Here is a 16,422-nt window from a genome sequence, read left to right as displayed (position 1 = left end):
ATAGACACTCGCGATAACGAACAACTTGCTTATAAAGCCCAGGACCTCAAGGTCGTGTGCACTCTGACGTTCGGCCCTTACTATTCGGAGAACTCTCTCTTGAGATTCGAAGGCATCTACACACCCGCGGTAACACCGCACACGCCCGATGGCGACATTGACTGGAACGTATTTCCGCACGTTCTTGAGTCTCTGATCGAGGCGAACGTGCACGGCATCATCATCGGTGGCTCGACCGGCGAATATTACGCACAGACCGCCGAGGAACGCCTCAAGCTGGCGGCTCGTGCCAAGGACGTCATAGGCTCACGCGTCCAGTTGATCATCGGTACAGGCGCCATACGCACTGAAGATGCCGTGCTGTTTGCCAGGGACGCGAAGGCCCTCAAGGCCGACGCCATTCTGGTGACAACGCCGCCCTATGCCCTGCCGTCCGATCAGGAAAATGCCATTCATGCCCTGACCATCGACCGCGCCGCCAACATGCCGATCATGTTGTACAACTATCCCGGCCGCATGTGCGTACAGATGAACGAAGACTATCTCGCTCGTGTCGGCAAGTCCAAGAACGTTGTGGCGATCAAGGAAAGTTCGGGCGACATGGGGCGTGTACACCTGTTGGCCCGGGAGTTTCCTCATATCGCCCTGTCGTGCGGCTGGGACGATCAGGCGCTGGAATTCTTTGCCTGGGGCGCCAGAAGCTGGGTCTGCGCCGGTTCTAACTTCCTGCCCAGGGAACATGTTGCGCTGTATGAAGCCTGCGTCATCGAGAAGAACTTCGACAAGGGTCGCCAGATCATGTCGGCCATGATGCCGCTGATGAATGCGCTGGACGGCGGCAAGTTCGTGCAATGCATCAAATTCGGCTGTGAGTTGAACGGCCTGAAAGTCGGGGACGTCCGCGCCCCCCTTCGCCCGCTCAATGCGCAGGACAAGCGCGGCCTTCAGACCGTCATCGCCAATGTGAAGCGCACTGTCGCTCACATCACTTCGGGAGCCAGCCATGCGTGATCTTCTTACTGCGGATGAATATGCCGCCATCGCCAGCTCACTGGCGTTTCCTTCCAACGCCTTCATCAACGGCGCGTTCAAGCCAGCCTTGTCCGGCAGCACGCTGGCCACGACCAATCCTGCAACCGGTGCATTCCTCACCGACCTGGCCGCCTGCGGCCCCGAGGATGTGGACTTCGCCGTCAGCAAGGCGCGGGAAGCCTTCGAAGACGGACGCTGGAGCCTGCTGGCGCCCGGCGAGCGCAAGGACATTCTGCTCAAGTTCGCCAGACTGCTGGAGAACAATCGTCACGAACTGGCGGTGCTGGAAAGCCTGGACAGCGGCAAGCCGGTGCGTGAGTGTCAGTTGGTCGATGTACCGGACACCATCCACACACTTCGCTGGCACGCCGAACTGATCGACAAGCTCTACGACAACACGGCTCCGGTCGGTAACGATGCGTTGACCATGGTGGTTCGCGAGCCGATCGGGGTCGTGGGCTGTGTGCTGCCGTGGAACTTCCCGTTGCTGATGCTGGCCTGGAAGATTGGTCCGGCGCTTGCGGCAGGCTGCTCGGTCATCGTAAAGCCTGCCGAACAGACCAGTCTGACCACCTTGCGCGTCGCAGAACTGGCGTTCGAAGCAGGGGTTCCGGCAGGCGTTCTCAATATCGTGACGGGCACTGGCAAGGAGGTCGGCGAGCCCATCGGGTTGCACAAGGATGTCGACATGGTCAGCTTCACCGGCTCGACCGCCACCGGCCGCCGTTTTCTTCATTACGCGGCAGATTCAAACCTCAAGCGCGTGGTCCTCGAATGCGGCGGCAAGAACCCGGCCGTGGTCATGGACGACGCCGAAGACCTCGATCTGGTCGCCGAACAGGTGGTCAACGGCGCGTTCTGGAACATGGGCGAAAACTGCTCGGCGACCTCGCGACTGCTGGTCCATGAATCGATCAAGGACCCATTGCTGGAGCGCATGGGCGCCTACATCCGCGAATGGAAAATGGGCGATCCGCTGGATCCTCAAAACCGGGTCGGCGCGCTGGTCAGCCCCGATCACTTCGCCAAAGTGAAGTCCTACCTCGACTACGCCCATACCGGTGGCCTGGATATTGTTTACGGCGGCGACACCCAGGAGGGCGCGTTCGTACAACTGACCGTCGTCGATGGCGTTGACCGTGACAGTCGGCTGTTCCAGGAAGAGATCTTTGGTCCGGTGCTGTCGGTCACCACCTTCAGCACGATCAACGAAGCGATCAGCCTTGCCAATGACACTGTGTACGGTCTGGCCGCTTCGGTCTATACCGGCAATCTGCGCAAGGCCATCAAGCTGTCACGCGAGATCCGCGCCGGCATCGTCACGGTGAACTGCTTTGGCGAGGGCGATGCCTCGACCCCGTTCGGCGGCTACAAGGAGTCGGGCTTCGGCGGTCGAGACAAATCGGTATTTGCCCACGACCAGTACACCGAAATCAAAACCATCTGGATCGATGTGTCTGATCGATCAGTCGATGAGACCGTAAAATGACCACTCATTCCATCAAGCGTCTCCCGGTAGACACCGGTGTTTCAGGCTGGGAAGCGATTTCGACTCGTTCAACTCCTGTGCGCACGCTTGATGGAAGCGTGACGGCGGACTGGCTCATCATAGGTGCCGGTTTTGCCGGGCTGTCCGCAGCGCGCAGACTGTCTCAACTGCGCCCCGACGACAGCATTGTCGTCGTCGATGCGCACGAGATCGCCAAAGGGCCCGCGGGCCGTAACTCGGGCTTCATGATCGATGTGCCGCACAGCCTTTCCTCCGGCGAATATTCGGTCGCCGGGGAGTCGGCCACATCACGGGAAATCGCCCAAAACCGCTTTGCCATTGATTTTGCTTCAAAGGCCGCCCAGGAATACGGAATGTCTGCGACCACGTTCGATCCGTCCGGCAAGATCAATGCCTGCGCAAGTGCGCGCGGCGCCAGGCTGAACATCAATTACGCCAAGTCGTTGAAGAGCATCGGCGAGCGCTACGAATTGCTCGACACGGCGCAGATGCGTGAAATCACCGGTTCAGACTATTACAGCGGCGGACTGTTCACGCCCGGCGCGGTGGTGATCCAGCCGGCGCAATACATCCGCGACCTGGCTGACGGTCTGAGCACAAAAATCAGTCTGTACGAACACTCGCCCATTATCGAGCTGTCGCGATCAGGGGCGGACTGGACCGCACGCTCCACAAAGGGCGCCATCACTGCGCCAAAAGTGATTCTTGCGGTCAATGGCCACATTGAAGATTTCGGACACTTTCAGGGACGGCTGCTGCATGTATTTACCTATGCCTCCATGACGGCAGGCTTCAGGGACGATGTTGCCAAAGGACGCGGGACGGGCCGGGACAGCTGGGCTCTCTTGCCCGCCGACCCAATGGGCGCGACCGTGCGCAAGATCTCCGCACAGGGCCAGTCACGGATCGTCATTCGTACCCGGTTCACCTATGACCCCAGCATTCAGGTCACTGCAGCGCGCGTGGCGGAGGTTGCGCGCGAGCAGCGAGATTCACTGGATGCGCGCTTTCCCGAATTGAAAGCCGTTGCACTGGAGTTCAGTTGGGCCGGCCGTCTCTGCCTTAGCCGCAACAGCGCAGCGGCTTTCGGCGAGGTGGAGGAAAATCTTTACTCGGCCTGCTGCGAAAACGGCCTGGGAACCGTCAAAAGTACACTGGCGGGCGTCCTTGCAGCCGAGCTGGCAACGGGCACGCACTCGCGTTTCCTCGATGACTTCAGCAGCTCTCCCGGCCCCAGTAAGCTGCCGCCGAAGATATTGACAAGACTTGGCGTGCGTTCAGTCATAAGCTGGCAGGCACTGCGAGCAGGTCGAGAAGGCTGACAGCCCGCTACCGCAGAGCGACATTCATGATTCCAGCAGCCTGAGGTGAGCCGAGCGGTGATTGCACGACGACAATTCAGCAGCGCCATGCGCGGCAAGAACCTCCGGTATCTGGGTGAAGCAAACACTGAAAAAAAGCCGATAACCCGTGTCGCCTTTCTGCTGCTCGAATATTTCTCGCTGCCCGCCTTCACTCAGGCGCTGGACGCCATTGTCACCGCCAACCTGCTGCGCCCCAGACTTTTCACCTCGACCACACTCGGTCTGCGGCCGGAAGAAGTCGTCAGTGATCTGGGGCTGGTGATTCGGCCGGACCAGGGCCTGGATGCAGACATCGTTCAGAACGTTGATCTGCTGGTGATTTGCGGCGGCTACCGGACGGAACTCAAGGCGGAGCCGGAGCTTATATATCTGCTCCAGATGGCGACTGAACACGGCGTAACGCTGGGCGGTCTGTGGAACGGCGCATGGTTTCTCGGCGCAGCGGGGCTGCTTGAGGGCTATCGCTGCGCAATTCATCCGGAGCATCGCCCTGCCCTGGCCGAAATCGCCAAGGTCACGCACGTGACCAGCGAAGCCTACGTGATCGACCGCGACCGGCTCACCGCTTCAAGCCCCACCGGCGCCTTTCATCTGGTGCTGGAATGGATCAAGGGATTGCATGACAAGGCGCTGGTGGAAGGCATCGAAGACATTCTGTGCTTTGAAGAATCACGCTATCGACGGGTCAAGCCCAGTGTGAATCTTTCAGTGAGCGCTCCGCTGCGCGAAGTCGTCAAGCTCATGGAAGCCAACCTGGAAGAACCGCTTGAGCTTGAGCAACTGGCGGTCTATTCGGGCAGGTCACGCCGCCAGGTTGAACGGCTGTTCAGAGAGCAACTGGGCACGACACCACAACGCTATTACCTCGAATTGCGAATCACCGAAGCCCGCAGGCTGCTGCAACACACTGAGATGTCACAACTGGAGGTGCTGGTCGCCTGCGGTTTCGTCTCCCCGAGCCATTTCAGCAAGTGCTACAGCTCGTTCTTCGGTTACCGACCGTCCAAGGAAAAGCGGCTGGTCAAATAGCGTCGACGGTTCTCAGAGACCCAGCTCCGACAACCCCGGATGATCATCCGGACGACGCCCCTGCGGCCAGTGGAATTTACGCTCCGATTCCTGGATCGGCAGGTCGTTGATGCAGGCATAACGTTTGGCCATCAGCCCGTCATCGTTGAATTCCCAGTTTTCATTGCCGTAGGAGCGAAACCAGTTCCCCGAATCGTCATGCCATTCGTAGGCGTAGCGAACGGCGATGCGGTTGCCGTCGAACGCCCAAAGCTCCTTGATCAAGCGGTAGTCCAGTTCCTTCTTCCATTTACGTTTCAGGAACTGCTGCGCCTGCTCGCGGTTGGTGATGAATTCGGCACGATTGCGCCAGTGGGTATCTGGCGTATAGGCCAGCGCGACTTTCTCGGGGTTGCGGCTGTTCCAGCCGTCTTCGGCCAGACGAACCTTTTCAATGGCCGATTCGCGGGTAAACGGTGGCAGGGGTGGACGGGTTGCGGCGTTGGATGACATGCAGAAGTCTCCGGGCAGATTGACTGTTGAGGTAACCAGACCTTGTCACAGGCCGCAAGCCCCAAACCAGACACTCGGAAGTATCTTGCTGTGGTCTCTGCACTACAGGCATCATACGGCCACATTCTGCCCTCCCCGCGATGCTTTCCCATGACCCACCGTCCTGCGCCCTTCCCCGCCAACGAGGCAGACAGAATTCTGTCGCTGGAGCATCTCGGCATTCTGGACAGCGAGCCTGAACAGGGCTTCGACGATGTGGTACTGCTGGCCACTACGCTGTGCGATGTGCCGATAGCACTGGTATCGCTGGTGGACCGTGAGCGGCAGTGGTTCAAGGCTTGCATTGGTCTGGACGTGCGCGAGACGCACCGCGACCTCGCGTTCTGCGCCCATGCGATTCTGGCACCGACCGACGTGCTGGTCGTGGAAGACGCTACACAGGACCCACGCTTCGAGCACAGTGCGCTGGTTCTGGGACCGCCCCACATCCGTTTTTACGCCGGAGCCCCCATCTGCAGCGATGCGGGTCTGCCGATGGGCACCGTCTGCGTGATCGACACCAAACCCCGCACCCTCAGCGATGCCCAGCGTCTGGCGCTCCAGGCGCTGGCACGCCAGACCGCCGCCTTGTTGCAATTGCGCATGTTGAGCGGACAGCATGAACAGCGGGCCACTGCGCTGACGCACGAACTCGAAAAAGCTCAGGACCATAATCGGACCACAGAGCGGAACCTGCGCCATTCGCAACGGGTTTCATCGCTGGGCATGCTGACGGCAAGCATCGCCCATGACTTCAATAATCTTCTCCAGGCGCTGAGCGCCAGCCTGCAATTGGTGCGCATGCGGGCGCGGCGTCCGACCGACGTGGAAAGCCTGAGTGATACCGGCCTGCAGGCGGTTGAACATGGCCGCCAACTGGTCGCTCGGCTGCTGTCCAGCGTGCGTCAGGACGGGCCGGAACTGATCTGCATCGACGTCAGCGAGCGGCTTGATGCCGCGCGTGATCTGTTGCTGCGCTCGGTCGGTGAAGAGATGGAACTGTCCTTCGATCTTCAGGCCACGGGCTGGGGCGTACTGTGCGTTGAAGCCCAGTTGCACGCGGCCATCCTGAACCTGCTGGCCAACGCCCGGGACGCCATGTCCGGTCCTGGCAAGGCGTGCATTGCGACCCGCATGGAGGCTGTCGAGGATGACCTTCGACTGCCCGAAGGCGACTATCTGGTGATCAGCGTGACCGACAACGGTCCGGGCATGCCGGGCGAACTGGCATCGCGGATTTTCGAGCCGTTTTTCACCACCAAGAAGACGGGGCTGGGAACCGGTCTGGGTCTGGCCCAAGTGCAGGAATTTGCAGTAAATGCCGGAGGCGGCGTGCGTGTCGAAACCGCACCCGGTGACGGGACCTGCATGAAACTGTATCTGCGAATCCTTGGACGTATCGAGACGGCCCTGCTCCCGCCTCAATAACGCACTTTCCCGCGCTGTACATCGGCAAACACCCTCGCCTTACACCCCATGTTTTGCACTGGGCAGCACAGCATGGCCGTCATTCGGCGCATTTATATCAGTCCATTCATCGTTTGCCAGAGCGCGCTTCCAGGCAACTACCGGACGGGTATTAACCTCATGATCAAGTGCTTGTTGGAAAGTTGGCGCTTCCAAATAGCTGATCGATCAAACCCACACAACCCCGCGTTATTACACATGTTTTAAACGGCAATCGATACCTCAATCTAACCTGACGTCATACATCGACACGCCGATAGCCCGGAACCTCGCCTAATACAAAGCCTTGCTGTAACAAAACCAATGTTCTGATTTATAAGCCAATAATCCCGGCAACGGTCAGAATCACGGCCCTTCTCCGCTGACAACCCCGTCATCCGCCCAACACTTCCAGGCATGTGAATAGCAAATATTCTCTTTTACTCAGATTGTCGTCATACAACCTTCATAAACGGTTTTCTTATCCCGTATATTCAAGTCGCAGCAAACGGATTGTTTGCGCAGTGGTAATAGCAAATGGACGTTTGCTGGTGAGACACGCAGTTGTCTGCTGCGGGTTGTACCTCAAATTAATCAAGGATCAGATTAAATGGTTAAGTCTCGAAACAATCTGCCAATCAAACTTGCCAGCGGTCTCTTCGGTTCGCTGATGCTCGTCAGTCTTTCTGCTCATGCCGATATCGCAACCGATGTAGCCACCACCGGCTGGGCCACCCAGAACGGCGGCACCAAAGGCGGCTCACGGGCTGCTGCGAAGGACATCTTCACCGTCAAGAACGCTGCTGAACTGAAAAGCGCGCTGGCCGCCTCGGTGGGCAGCAACGGCCGCATCATCAAGATCACCGGCCTGATCGATGTCAGCGAAGGCAAGGCGTACACCAAGACCTCGGACATGAAAGTCCGGGGCCGCCTGGACATCCCCGGCAAGACCACCATCGTGGGTACCAGCAGCAGTGCAGAAATCCGTGAGGGTTTCTTCTACGCCAAGGAAAACGATGTGATCATCCGCAACCTGACCATCGAGAACCCGTGGGATCCGGAGCCGATCTGGGACGCCGATGACGGCAGCGCGGGCAACTGGAACTCCGAGTACGACAGCCTGACCGTCGAAGGTGCCAACAACGTGTGGGTCGACCACGTAACCTTTACCGACGGCCGCCGCACCGATGATCAGAACGGCACTGCCAACGGTCGCCCCAAGCAGCATCACGACGGTGCCATGGACGTGAAGAACGGCGCCAACTACGTGACCATCTCGTATTCGATCTTCAAGAACCACGAGAAGAACAACCTGATCGGTTCGAGCGACAGCAAGACCACCGACGATGGCAAGCTCAAGGTCACGATCCACAACACGCTGTTCGAAAACATCTCCGCTCGCGCACCGCGTGTGCGCTTCGGCCAAGTGCACCTGTACAACAACTACCACGTGGGCAGCACCAGCCACAAAATCTACCCCTTCACCTACGCGCATGGCATGGGCAAGAGTTCGAAGATTTTCTCTGAGCAGAACGCCTTCGAAATCAGCGGCATCAGCGGCTGCGACAAGATTGCCGCCGACTACGGCGGAAGCACCTACCGTGACAGCGGCTCGCGCCTGAATGGCACAGCCCTGAGCTGCCCGTGGAGCACCAGCATCGGCTGGACCCCGCCTTACAGCTATAGCCCGCTGAGCGCCGACAAGGTGGCTGCGGACGTCAAGGCCAAGGCTGGCGCAGGCAAAATCTGACGCTGACCTTTGACCTGTCGAACAGAAGGCCCTCTTGATCGAGGGCCTTTTGCATGGCGAATCAACCGACCAGTTGATTGATCTCGATGATCGGCAGCAGCACGGCCAGCACGATCACCAGCACCACACCGCCCATCACCACGATCATCAGCGGCTCGAGCAATGCCGTCATGCCCATGGCGCGACGCTCGATGTCACGCGACAGGGTCTGCGCGGCACGCTCCAGCATCGGCGGCAACGCGCCTGTTTTCTCGCCGCTGGCAATGAGGTGGATGAGCAACGGCGGAAAGACCTTCTCGACACGCAAGGCTGCGGCCAGATTCACGCCTTCGCGCACCTTGGCGGTGGCTTCGGTAACGCTCTCGCTGAGACGGTCATTGGACAGGGTCTGACGCGCCGCATCCAGCGCGCGCAGCAAGGGCACACCAGCGCCGCCGAGAATCGCCAGGGTCGAGGCGAAGCGCGCGGTATTGAGACCCAGCACGAAGCGACCGATCAATGGCAAACGCAGCACACGTGCGTGCCAGCTCAGGCGCGCTGCGGGATTGCGCAGGTAAATCCGCCAGCTCCAGACGCTGATCGTCAGCCCCAGCAGACACAACCAACCCCAGCCACGAATGAAATCACTGGCGTTGAGCATGGCCAGCGTGAGGCCCGGCAAATCCTGCCGCGCCTGTGAAAAGGCACTGACCACCTGTGGCACCACGTAACTGAGCAGGAAGATCACGATGGCAACCGACACCAGCCCTACGACACCGGGATAGATGAACGCCGTCAGGATCTTGCTGCGCAGGCCGTTGCGGTCTTCGATGTAATCCGCCAGACGCTCCATGACATGCGCCAGATCGCCGGACTCTTCACCGGCTGCAATCAACGCCCGGTAAATGTCCGGAAAATCACCGGGGCGAGCAGCCAGGGCTTCGGCCAGACGCATGCCGCTGCGCACATCGCTGCGCACCGCGCCAAGGGTCTGGATGATGTGCTTGCGCTCGGCCTGCTCCAGCGTGGCAGTCAACGCTTCATCCAGCGGCAGTCCCGCACCCAGCAGGCTTGCCAGTTGGCGCGTTACCGACGCCAGGTCCGTGTCCGAAAGCCTGGCGCTGAAAAGCCCGCGCCCTCCACTCCCAGCCCGGACCGTTTCCGGCTCGACCTGCAACGCCGTCAGCCCACGGCTGCGCAGAACGCCGAAGGCGGCGTTGCGGCTGTCGGCCTCCAGATGCCCGGATTCGATTCTGCCCTGTGCATTGGCGGCTTCGTAGCGATAGCGATTCATCAGACGTCCCGTGTGACGCGCAGAATTTCTTCAGGCGCCGTGGTGCCACTGCGCACCCAGCGACTGCCATCCTCGCGCATGCTCAACATCCCGGCATGGCGTGCAGCCACGCGCAAAGCCTGTTCGTCGGCACCGCTGTGAATCAGGCTGCGAACAGCGTCATCGACACAGAACAGTTCGTGAATGCCGGTACGACCGCTGTAGCCGATCTGATTACAGACCGCACAGCCCACCGGACGCCAGGTGCCAGGCACGGCCGGGTCTTCCTGCTTGCAGTGCGGGCACAGACGGCGCACGAGACGCTGGGCAAGCACGCCCAGCAGCGACGAAGCGAGCAGGAACGGCTCGACCCCCATGTCGATAAGCCGATTGACCGCCGACACCGAATCGTTGGTGTGTAGCGTCGCCAGCACGAGGTGGCCGGTCAGCGATGCCTGCACGGCGATCTGTGCGGTTTCCAGATCGCGAATCTCACCGATCATGATGATGTCCGGGTCCTGACGCAGGATGGCGCGTAGAGCAAGAGCAAAGGTCATGTCGATGCGGGTGTTGACCTGAATCTGGCTGATGCCCGGCAGGTCGTACTCCACCGGATCCTCGACGGTCAGAATGTTGCTGGTGCTGGCGTCCAGTCGTGCCAGCGCGGCATAGAGACTGGTGGTCTTGCCGCTGCCGGTGGGCCCCGTAACCAGCACGATCCCATGGGGCTGACGAATCAGGTGATCGAGTCTGGCGAGCAGGTCCGGGTCCATGCCCAGGGTTTCCAGTTGCAGGCGTCCGGCCTGCTTGTCCAGCAAACGCATTACCACGCGCTCGCCGTGGCCGGTGGGCACCGTGGAGACACGAATATCGATCGGTCGTCCGGCCACCCGCAACGCGATTCGTCCATCCTGTGGCAGACGTTTCTCGGCGATGTCCAGTTGCGCCATGATCTTGATCCGCGACACCAGCGAGCCATGCAGCGCCTTGCGTGGCGACACCACGTCACGCAGCGTGCCGTCGACGCGGTAGCGGACCACGGAATGGCTTTCGTAGGGTTCGATGTGAATGTCGCTGGCTTCGTCCCGCGCCGCCTGAGTGAACAGCGCGTTGATCATGCGGATCACCGGCGCACCGTCCTGAGCATCCAGCAGGTCGGTGATTTCCGGGATGTCCTGCATCAGGCGGTCCAGATCTGCCTCGCTCTCGGCCGCACCGACCACCGCAGCAGCGCTGCCCGTGTCGGCGTAAGCGGCTGCGAGCAGTCCGTCCATCTGTGCATCGTCAACACGTTCCAGAGTGGCCGGCCCGAACTGTCGGCGAGCCTCGTTGATGGCCCAGCCGGGCGTCGACTGGCACATGACCAGCACCGCCCCCTGCTCACTGAGCCGCAACAGAATGCGCTGCGCCTTGGCCCACGCGTAAGGCAGCCCGGTCATGGTGCGGGGACTGGCACGGCGCGAATCGTCGCGCGTGGCATCTGTCCTGGCGCGGCCACCGATTCGGGAATCGCCTTCGCCGCTGGCGGCAGTTGCGGCCCTTGCATGTCCGGCAACGCCCAGTTGCGTTCCGGCTGCAGGCTGCCCTGAGCCCGGCGCATGTATTCGTAGCGATTGAGCGTGATGCTACGCCCCGCGCCGCTGTCACGAATGATGTAAGGCCGCAGGAACACCATCAGGTTGGTCTTGGTCATCTGACGCCGGTCATTGCGAAACAGCACGCCCAGTACCGGAATGTTCGACAGCCAGGGCACAGCGTCATTGCTCTGGTTGTAGCCATCCTGAAGCAGACCGCCCAGGACCATGATCTGCCCGTCATCGAGCAGGATGCTGGTGTCGATGGCGCGCTTGTTGGTCACGGTTCCGGCGTCGACCGATGCACGCTGATCGACGCTGCTGACTTCCTGATAGATGTCCAGCTTGACAGTACCGCCTTCGGAAATCTGCGGCCGTACATTAAGCTTCAGACCCACTTCCTCGCGCTCCACGGTCTGGAACGGGTTGTTGCTGGTGCCGCCTCCGCCGGTCACGTAGCTGCCAGTGACGAAGGGAATGGTCTGGCCGACGAAAATGCTCGCGGCTTCGTTGTCGAGTGTCAGCAGGTTCGGCGTGGACAGCACGTTGCTGCCGCCTTTGCTCTTCAGCGCCCGCGCCAGTACTTTGAGGTCCAGCACCTCGCCGATGCCCGGAATGGTCACTGTGCCTTTCACCACGCCAACGTTCAACCCCGGTGGCAGCACATCGATGGTCGTGCCGCCAGCCGGGTTACTGACCAATCCACTGCCGCCCAGATTGGCACCCCCGAACACACCGCTGCCGCTCAGGTTGCCGGTCTGCCACTGCACGCCGAATTCGTTGGCATCGTCCTCACTGACTTCGACGATCAGGCTTTCAATCACCACCTGGGCACGCCGCTGATCCAGCTGGTCGATCACCTCACGCAGATTGCGGTACAAGGGTTCCGGCGCCGAGATCAGCAGGGTGTTGGTGGTCGCATCCGCCTGAATGGTCACCCCGCTTGCGGTGAACGCCGTGCTCTGATCGCCCTGCTGACCGCTGACTCCCGCATTCGCTGTCGTGCCGCCAGCCTGACCGTAACCGTTGCTGCCTGTACCACTTGCCGAGCCACTGCCACTGGACGTGCTGGTAGTGCCCTGCCCTTCATTCTTGTTGCTCATCCCGCCCATGCCGCTGAGCATTGCCCGCGCAGTATCGGTCGCGCCGCTGTCGCTCTCGCCCGTCAACAGACCGCGCAACGCCTGGGCCAGTTTGCCCGCCTGGGCATTGCGCAGATAGACCACATGCAGGTTGCTGGGATTGCTCTGGGCGTTATCCAGTTTGTAGATCAGATTGCGCGCCAGCTCGGTACGCTCGGGGCTGCCAGCACGGATGATGATGGCGTTGGAGCGCGGATCACCGATCACACTGATCTTCTGGGTCGGGTCGCCGCCTTGGGTGTCCAGCAGTTCACTGACCATCCCGGCGATGTCCACGGCAATGCCGTTGCGAACCGACACCACGTCGGTATCGATAGCGCTGGGCGTGTCGATGCCGTCGATGATCTGCGCGACGCGGGTCAGGTTTTCCGCGTAATCGGTCACCACAATGGTGTTGTTGCCGGGATAGGCATTGATCGGGTTGTTCGGCGACACGATGGGCCGCAGGACCGGAATCAGGTTGACCGCGTTCTCGTACTGCAGCCGAAAGGTGCGGGTCAGCATCCCATTGCCGGCCGGTTTGTCAGGGCTGTAGATCGGCCCGCCCAGCAGCTTGGCATCCGCCTCGGGCACCACATGCGCGACACCGCCCACATCGACAACGCTGAAACCCTGCATGCGCAAGGCGGACAGGAGCATGTCGTAGGCCTGAACGGCAGGCACCTGACCTTCGCTGACCAGGGTCAGGGTGCCGGTGACGCGTGGATCGACCAGAAACTGCTGGCCGGTCGAGCGAGACAGCGCACGCACGACGGCCTGAATATCAGCGTCGACAAAATTGAGTTGCACCGGTTGATTGCCCAGCATGCTGCGCGCTGCGGCAGGACTACGGCCGCCGTTCTGCTTGCGGGGCGTGCTGATCGGATGCTGCACCCTGGGCTGACTTGGCACACTGGTCTGCGCACGCTGGCGATCAAGCAAGGCGTCACCACTGCGCTGCGTGTTGGCCAAGGGCTGGCCCAGTTCGCTGTCCATTGGCGGGGGTGGTGTCGAGTGGGTGCATGCACTCAGCGCCAGCAGCACGAAAGGCAACGCCTTGCGACACGGGCGCACATCATTGAAGCCTGACCACTTCATAAAGCTTCCTTGCTGGCGCCGGGCGCCTGATCCATGCGAACGATCCCCGACAAGTGACCTGCCGAGGCTTGTGCGGAAGCCCCGTCTGCGCGTTGCAGTCGGGCTTCGGTAACGTAAAGCGAAAACTGTTGCGGCTGCTCCAGCAACCACTGCATGACGCCATCGGCCGGAGCCTGATTGAACGTCAGTTGCCAGGTCGAATCACCTGTTTCGGTATCAGCCTGCAACCGATAGACCTGCTCCAGCCCGGCGGTTTCCAGACTGGCGCGCAACGCCTGCTCCAGGCCCTGCCCTGACACTTGCGCGGACGTAGCCGGCAGTTGCTGCAGCAACGTTTCGAGGGTTTGTTTCTGAGTACGCAGTTTGGGCGTCTCGGCCTGCCAGTAAGCGATTTTCTGCAACGGCGGCTGAATCAACAGCAGCCACACCACCAGACCCGACAGCACCCACGCAGCGCCGGTCACCAGTTGCCTTTCCCGCCGCGTCAGGCCAGACCAGCCTGTCGCTGCACGGGTACGCCAGAATCGCCAGCGCGCTTTCGCAAGGTTCAGCGTGGCTCTACTCATGATCGTCGCCCTGAGCTTCGTCGCTCTCGGCCGAAGTGGACTCAGCCAACGGGCTCAGCGTCCATAAGCGCTCCTGGCGACTGACACTCAACCCGACCTGTTTCAGTGAATCCTGCCAGGTACTGTCAAGGGGCACCTGAGGTGTCTCATCCAGCATCTGCAACTGTAATTTATCCCCGGAGAACATCAGGCTTTGCACGCTGCCAGCCATGAAGGGCATGCCCTCGGCGGCTTGTTGCATCAGCTGAGTGAAACGCTGACCGGGATCACTTCCGGCACCGCCCTGGCGTGCGGCCAACTGCTGACGGGCTTGCTGCAAGGGGTTGAGAATCACCGGCAGTTCTGGAAATGCCTGCTTGACCCGCTGACTCATACCGGCCTTGAGCGCCTGCCCTTGGGCAGCCTCGCGAGCGGCATAGAGGTTCAGCCCCAACGTCCATACGGCGACCGCCAGCACGCAGCAGAACAGCGCGGGTGTCCAACTGGAAACCTGGTTGCCATTGCGGCCAAACCCCGCATGCAGACTCCAGCCCGGCGCGACGCCGCTCAATGCCTGATCTGCCGACAACGTCTGCGTGTCTGCAGCTCCGTCATCGCCAATCCAGCAAAGCTCGGCACCCGAAGCCAGCCGCTCATCGAGCCGGTCTTCAATGCAAGGCTGCACCACGGCGTGATCCAGACCGTGACGCAGCAGCCAGTGCTCTTCCAGCAGACCTGCGCTGATCTGCCCTGCTACAGGAGTCGGCAGACCGAACGGCGCCGGATACAGCCCACGCAATGGCAGGCGCATCTGACTCAACAACCCGGTCAGCCGCTCCAGTGATTCTTTTGGCAGCCAGGCGACCTGCACATGACCTTGCGCGTCCCGGGCGCTGTGGGCGATGTGCATCTGATCGCTGTTTCCGAGCATCAATCCTTGCGCTGCGCAGATGACGGCAGCCTTGAGACGCGATCCACTCAACGGCGGAAGATCGATACCGGTCAGGACGCTGTCCAGCGGGTGCAGGTAGCACTCAACGCCCGAGGTCTTCGGCCCTGCGGCCAAGGCTGACAAGGTGCTGTGTCCGCTTTCGGTGACACGGCCTGCACGGTCCAGACGAGCGAAAGCCACCGTCGTCTCCCGGGCCAACTCAGGCAGAGGCGGCAAGGCGATGCGCAAGCGGCTCATATGCCCACCCGCGACCATATGACCCGTGGCAGCGTGTCGCCAACGCGATGCAGCAAGGCCTGGATTCTGACCTGACGCTGCTGGGGACGCGCCTGCCCACGCAGTATGAACCACTCACTGGTGACGCCGACGTTGAGGTTGTCGACCGTCAATTTGGGTACCCGCAGCCGGTTGATCAGGTCGCCCCGGTTGACGAACCACACACCCCTGTCGCGCTCGGACACCACCGCCTGCGCTCTGGACAACGACAGGCCGGGAATGACCGCCGCCAGCACCTCGGCGCTGGCCGTGTTGCCGTTCACCCAGGTGTTGCTCGGTAGCACACTCACGTAGTAGTCGAGACGCGTTAGCGAGGCCTCGGTCAGGCCTGCCATACCACGCAGGTCTTCGAGGCTGCGCAGCATCGGCTGGGTGGCTGGCAGAAGCGTTTGCGCGGTGCCGGGCGAAGTCACTCGACCGCTGTCGAAACTGCTCGCCGAGCCCGTCGACATTGACGTGGAAAGCAGCCTTGGATAGGACGCGATGACCCGCTGACTGATGCGCTGGGCCAGTGCGGCATCGATGCCGATCAGTTCGCACAAGCGCTCGAAGCTGCGCTGCTGCCCGATGTCCGCCTGTTGGTTGGTCAGCAGGTTGCGCAAATTGAACTTGCCCTGCTGATCCTGCAATTGCCCTTCGAACTCACCCGGCTCGGCATTCGACGCGTCGATGATGATCGGTCTGGCCCACGGCTGATCAAGGCGCGTCGAAGCGTCCTGCTGACGCGAGTCCCACAGCAGTTGGCGACTGATCTCAAGCCCGCCCAACAACTGCTGACTGCCCTGCACACGTGATTGCTCGGCTTCAAGGCTGCGGGTCAGCACGCCCTGACGAGTGAGCATGCCTGCCGCAATCACCGCCACGATTGCCGCGATCAGCAACGCGCTGATGATCGCCGAGCCACGCTGTCGGGACATAGTGAAGAAGACGTTTTTCATGGCA

Annotated in this window: 13 protein-coding genes; 6 read left to right on the top strand and 7 right to left on the bottom strand. The window is 61.0% G+C overall.

Annotated elements, in window-relative coordinates; genetic code table 11:
• Nucleotides 1-99: 99 nt before the first annotated feature.
• The 4 genes from CFBP1590_RS11880 to souR are packed head-to-tail and all read left to right on the top strand — an operon-like array spanning nt 100 to nt 4,935.
• A complete protein-coding gene (locus CFBP1590_RS11880; protein ID WP_088236399.1) occupies nt 100-1,011 on the top strand; it encodes a dihydrodipicolinate synthase family protein in 912 nt (303 codons plus the stop codon).
• On the top strand, nt 1,004-2,521 hold the full coding sequence (locus tag CFBP1590_RS11875; protein WP_088235085.1) for an aldehyde dehydrogenase: 1,518 nt from the start codon (nt 1,004-1,006) through the stop codon (nt 2,519-2,521). Before CFBP1590_RS11880 ends, CFBP1590_RS11875 begins: the two co-directional genes overlap by 8 nt.
• On the top strand, nt 2,518-3,864 hold the full coding sequence (locus tag CFBP1590_RS11870; protein WP_088235084.1) for an NAD(P)/FAD-dependent oxidoreductase: 1,347 nt from the start codon (nt 2,518-2,520) through the stop codon (nt 3,862-3,864). The genes CFBP1590_RS11875 and CFBP1590_RS11870 overlap by 4 nt, the downstream gene beginning before the upstream one ends.
• 57 nt (nt 3,865-3,921) lie before the next feature.
• A complete protein-coding gene (gene souR / locus CFBP1590_RS11865) occupies nt 3,922-4,935 on the top strand; it encodes a transcriptional regulator SouR (protein ID WP_231991844.1) in 1,014 nt (337 codons plus the stop codon).
• Nucleotides 4,936-4,947: 12 nt separating this feature from the next.
• Here souR and CFBP1590_RS11860 read toward each other — a convergent pair whose 3' ends face one another.
• Nucleotides 4,948-5,427 (bottom strand): nuclear transport factor 2 family protein, encoded by a 480-nt coding sequence (locus CFBP1590_RS11860; protein ID WP_088235082.1) that lies wholly within the window; start codon nt 5,425-5,427, stop codon nt 4,948-4,950.
• A gap of 150 nt (nt 5,428-5,577) precedes the next feature.
• Here CFBP1590_RS11860 and CFBP1590_RS11855 point away from each other — a divergent pair, with 150 nt between their 5' ends.
• Complete coding sequence (locus CFBP1590_RS11855) at nt 5,578-6,894, top strand: sensor histidine kinase (RefSeq protein ID WP_088235081.1); 1,317 nt, start codon at nt 5,578-5,580, stop codon at nt 6,892-6,894.
• A 628-nt stretch (nt 6,895-7,522) separates the two neighbouring features.
• The gene (locus CFBP1590_RS11850; RefSeq protein ID WP_029243442.1) at nt 7,523-8,662 is read left to right on the top strand and encodes a pectate lyase family protein; all 1,140 of its coding nucleotides are present in this window, start codon (nt 7,523-7,525) and stop codon (nt 8,660-8,662) included.
• A 61-nt stretch (nt 8,663-8,723) separates the two neighbouring features.
• Here the strand turns inward: CFBP1590_RS11850 and gspF are convergent, their stop codons facing one another.
• Genes gspF through gspK form a run of 6 tightly spaced genes read right to left on the bottom strand, consistent with a single transcriptional unit; the run spans nt 8,724 to nt 16,418 of the window.
• Nucleotides 8,724-9,935 carry a type II secretion system inner membrane protein GspF gene (gspF, locus tag CFBP1590_RS11845; protein WP_088235080.1) on the bottom strand — a complete coding sequence of 404 codons (1,212 nt, stop codon included), beginning with the start codon at nt 9,933-9,935 and terminating at the stop codon, nt 8,724-8,726.
• Nucleotides 9,935-11,353, bottom strand: a complete 1,419-nt coding sequence (gene gspE, locus CFBP1590_RS11840; protein ID WP_029243444.1) for a type II secretion system ATPase GspE — start codon at nt 11,351-11,353, stop codon at nt 9,935-9,937. The genes gspF and gspE overlap by 1 nt, the downstream gene beginning before the upstream one ends.
• Nucleotides 11,350-13,707 carry a type II secretion system secretin GspD gene (gene gspD / locus CFBP1590_RS11835; RefSeq protein ID WP_088235079.1) on the bottom strand — a complete coding sequence of 786 codons (2,358 nt, stop codon included), beginning with the start codon at nt 13,705-13,707 and terminating at the stop codon, nt 11,350-11,352. Before gspD ends, gspE begins: the two co-directional genes overlap by 4 nt.
• Nucleotides 13,704-14,273, bottom strand: a complete 570-nt coding sequence (locus tag CFBP1590_RS11830) for a type II secretion system protein M (protein ID WP_088235078.1) — start codon at nt 14,271-14,273, stop codon at nt 13,704-13,706. The genes gspD and CFBP1590_RS11830 overlap by 4 nt, the downstream gene beginning before the upstream one ends.
• Entirely contained in the window at nt 14,266-15,441 is a 1,176-nt protein-coding gene (gene gspL / locus CFBP1590_RS11825; RefSeq protein ID WP_088235077.1) for a type II secretion system protein GspL, read from the bottom strand. The genes CFBP1590_RS11830 and gspL overlap by 8 nt, the downstream gene beginning before the upstream one ends.
• Nucleotides 15,438-16,418, bottom strand: a complete 981-nt coding sequence (gspK, locus tag CFBP1590_RS11820) for a type II secretion system minor pseudopilin GspK (RefSeq protein WP_163005733.1) — start codon at nt 16,416-16,418, stop codon at nt 15,438-15,440. Before gspK ends, gspL begins: the two co-directional genes overlap by 4 nt.
• Nucleotides 16,419-16,422: the final 4 nt, after the last annotated feature.

The sequence above is a fragment of the Pseudomonas viridiflava genome (assembly GCF_900184295.1).
GTDB classification, from domain to species: Bacteria; Pseudomonadota; Gammaproteobacteria; order Pseudomonadales; family Pseudomonadaceae; genus Aquipseudomonas; species Aquipseudomonas viridiflava.
Note: the sequence above shows the minus strand (reverse complement) of the source record. Positions and strands in the feature narration are given on the sequence as shown.

What these genes read in the sequence shown, in the direction of transcription:
- CFBP1590_RS11875 (WP_088235085.1), top strand. Translation starts at nt 1,004, where the DNA reads ATGCGTGATCTTCTTACTGCGGATGAATATGCCGCCATCGCCAGCTCA.
- CFBP1590_RS11870 (WP_088235084.1), top strand. Translation starts at nt 2,518, where the DNA reads ATGACCACTCATTCCATCAAGCGTCTCCCGGTAGACACCGGTGTTTCA.
- CFBP1590_RS11860 (WP_088235082.1), bottom strand. Translation starts at nt 5,427, where the DNA reads ATGTCATCCAACGCCGCAACCCGTCCACCCCTGCCACCGTTTACCCGC.
- CFBP1590_RS11855 (WP_088235081.1), top strand. Translation starts at nt 5,578, where the DNA reads ATGACCCACCGTCCTGCGCCCTTCCCCGCCAACGAGGCAGACAGAATT.
- CFBP1590_RS11850 (WP_029243442.1), top strand. Translation starts at nt 7,523, where the DNA reads ATGGTTAAGTCTCGAAACAATCTGCCAATCAAACTTGCCAGCGGTCTC.
- gspF (WP_088235080.1), bottom strand. Translation starts at nt 9,935, where the DNA reads ATGAATCGCTATCGCTACGAAGCCGCCAATGCACAGGGCAGAATCGAA.
- gspE (WP_029243444.1), bottom strand. Translation starts at nt 11,353, where the DNA reads ATGACCGGGCTGCCTTACGCGTGGGCCAAGGCGCAGCGCATTCTGTTG.
- gspD (WP_088235079.1), bottom strand. Translation starts at nt 13,707, where the DNA reads ATGAAGTGGTCAGGCTTCAATGATGTGCGCCCGTGTCGCAAGGCGTTG.
- CFBP1590_RS11830 (WP_088235078.1), bottom strand. Translation starts at nt 14,273, where the DNA reads ATGAGTAGAGCCACGCTGAACCTTGCGAAAGCGCGCTGGCGATTCTGG.
- gspL (WP_088235077.1), bottom strand. Translation starts at nt 15,441, where the DNA reads ATGAGCCGCTTGCGCATCGCCTTGCCGCCTCTGCCTGAGTTGGCCCGG.
- gspK (WP_163005733.1), bottom strand. Translation starts at nt 16,418, where the DNA reads ATGAAAAACGTCTTCTTCACTATGTCCCGACAGCGTGGCTCGGCGATC.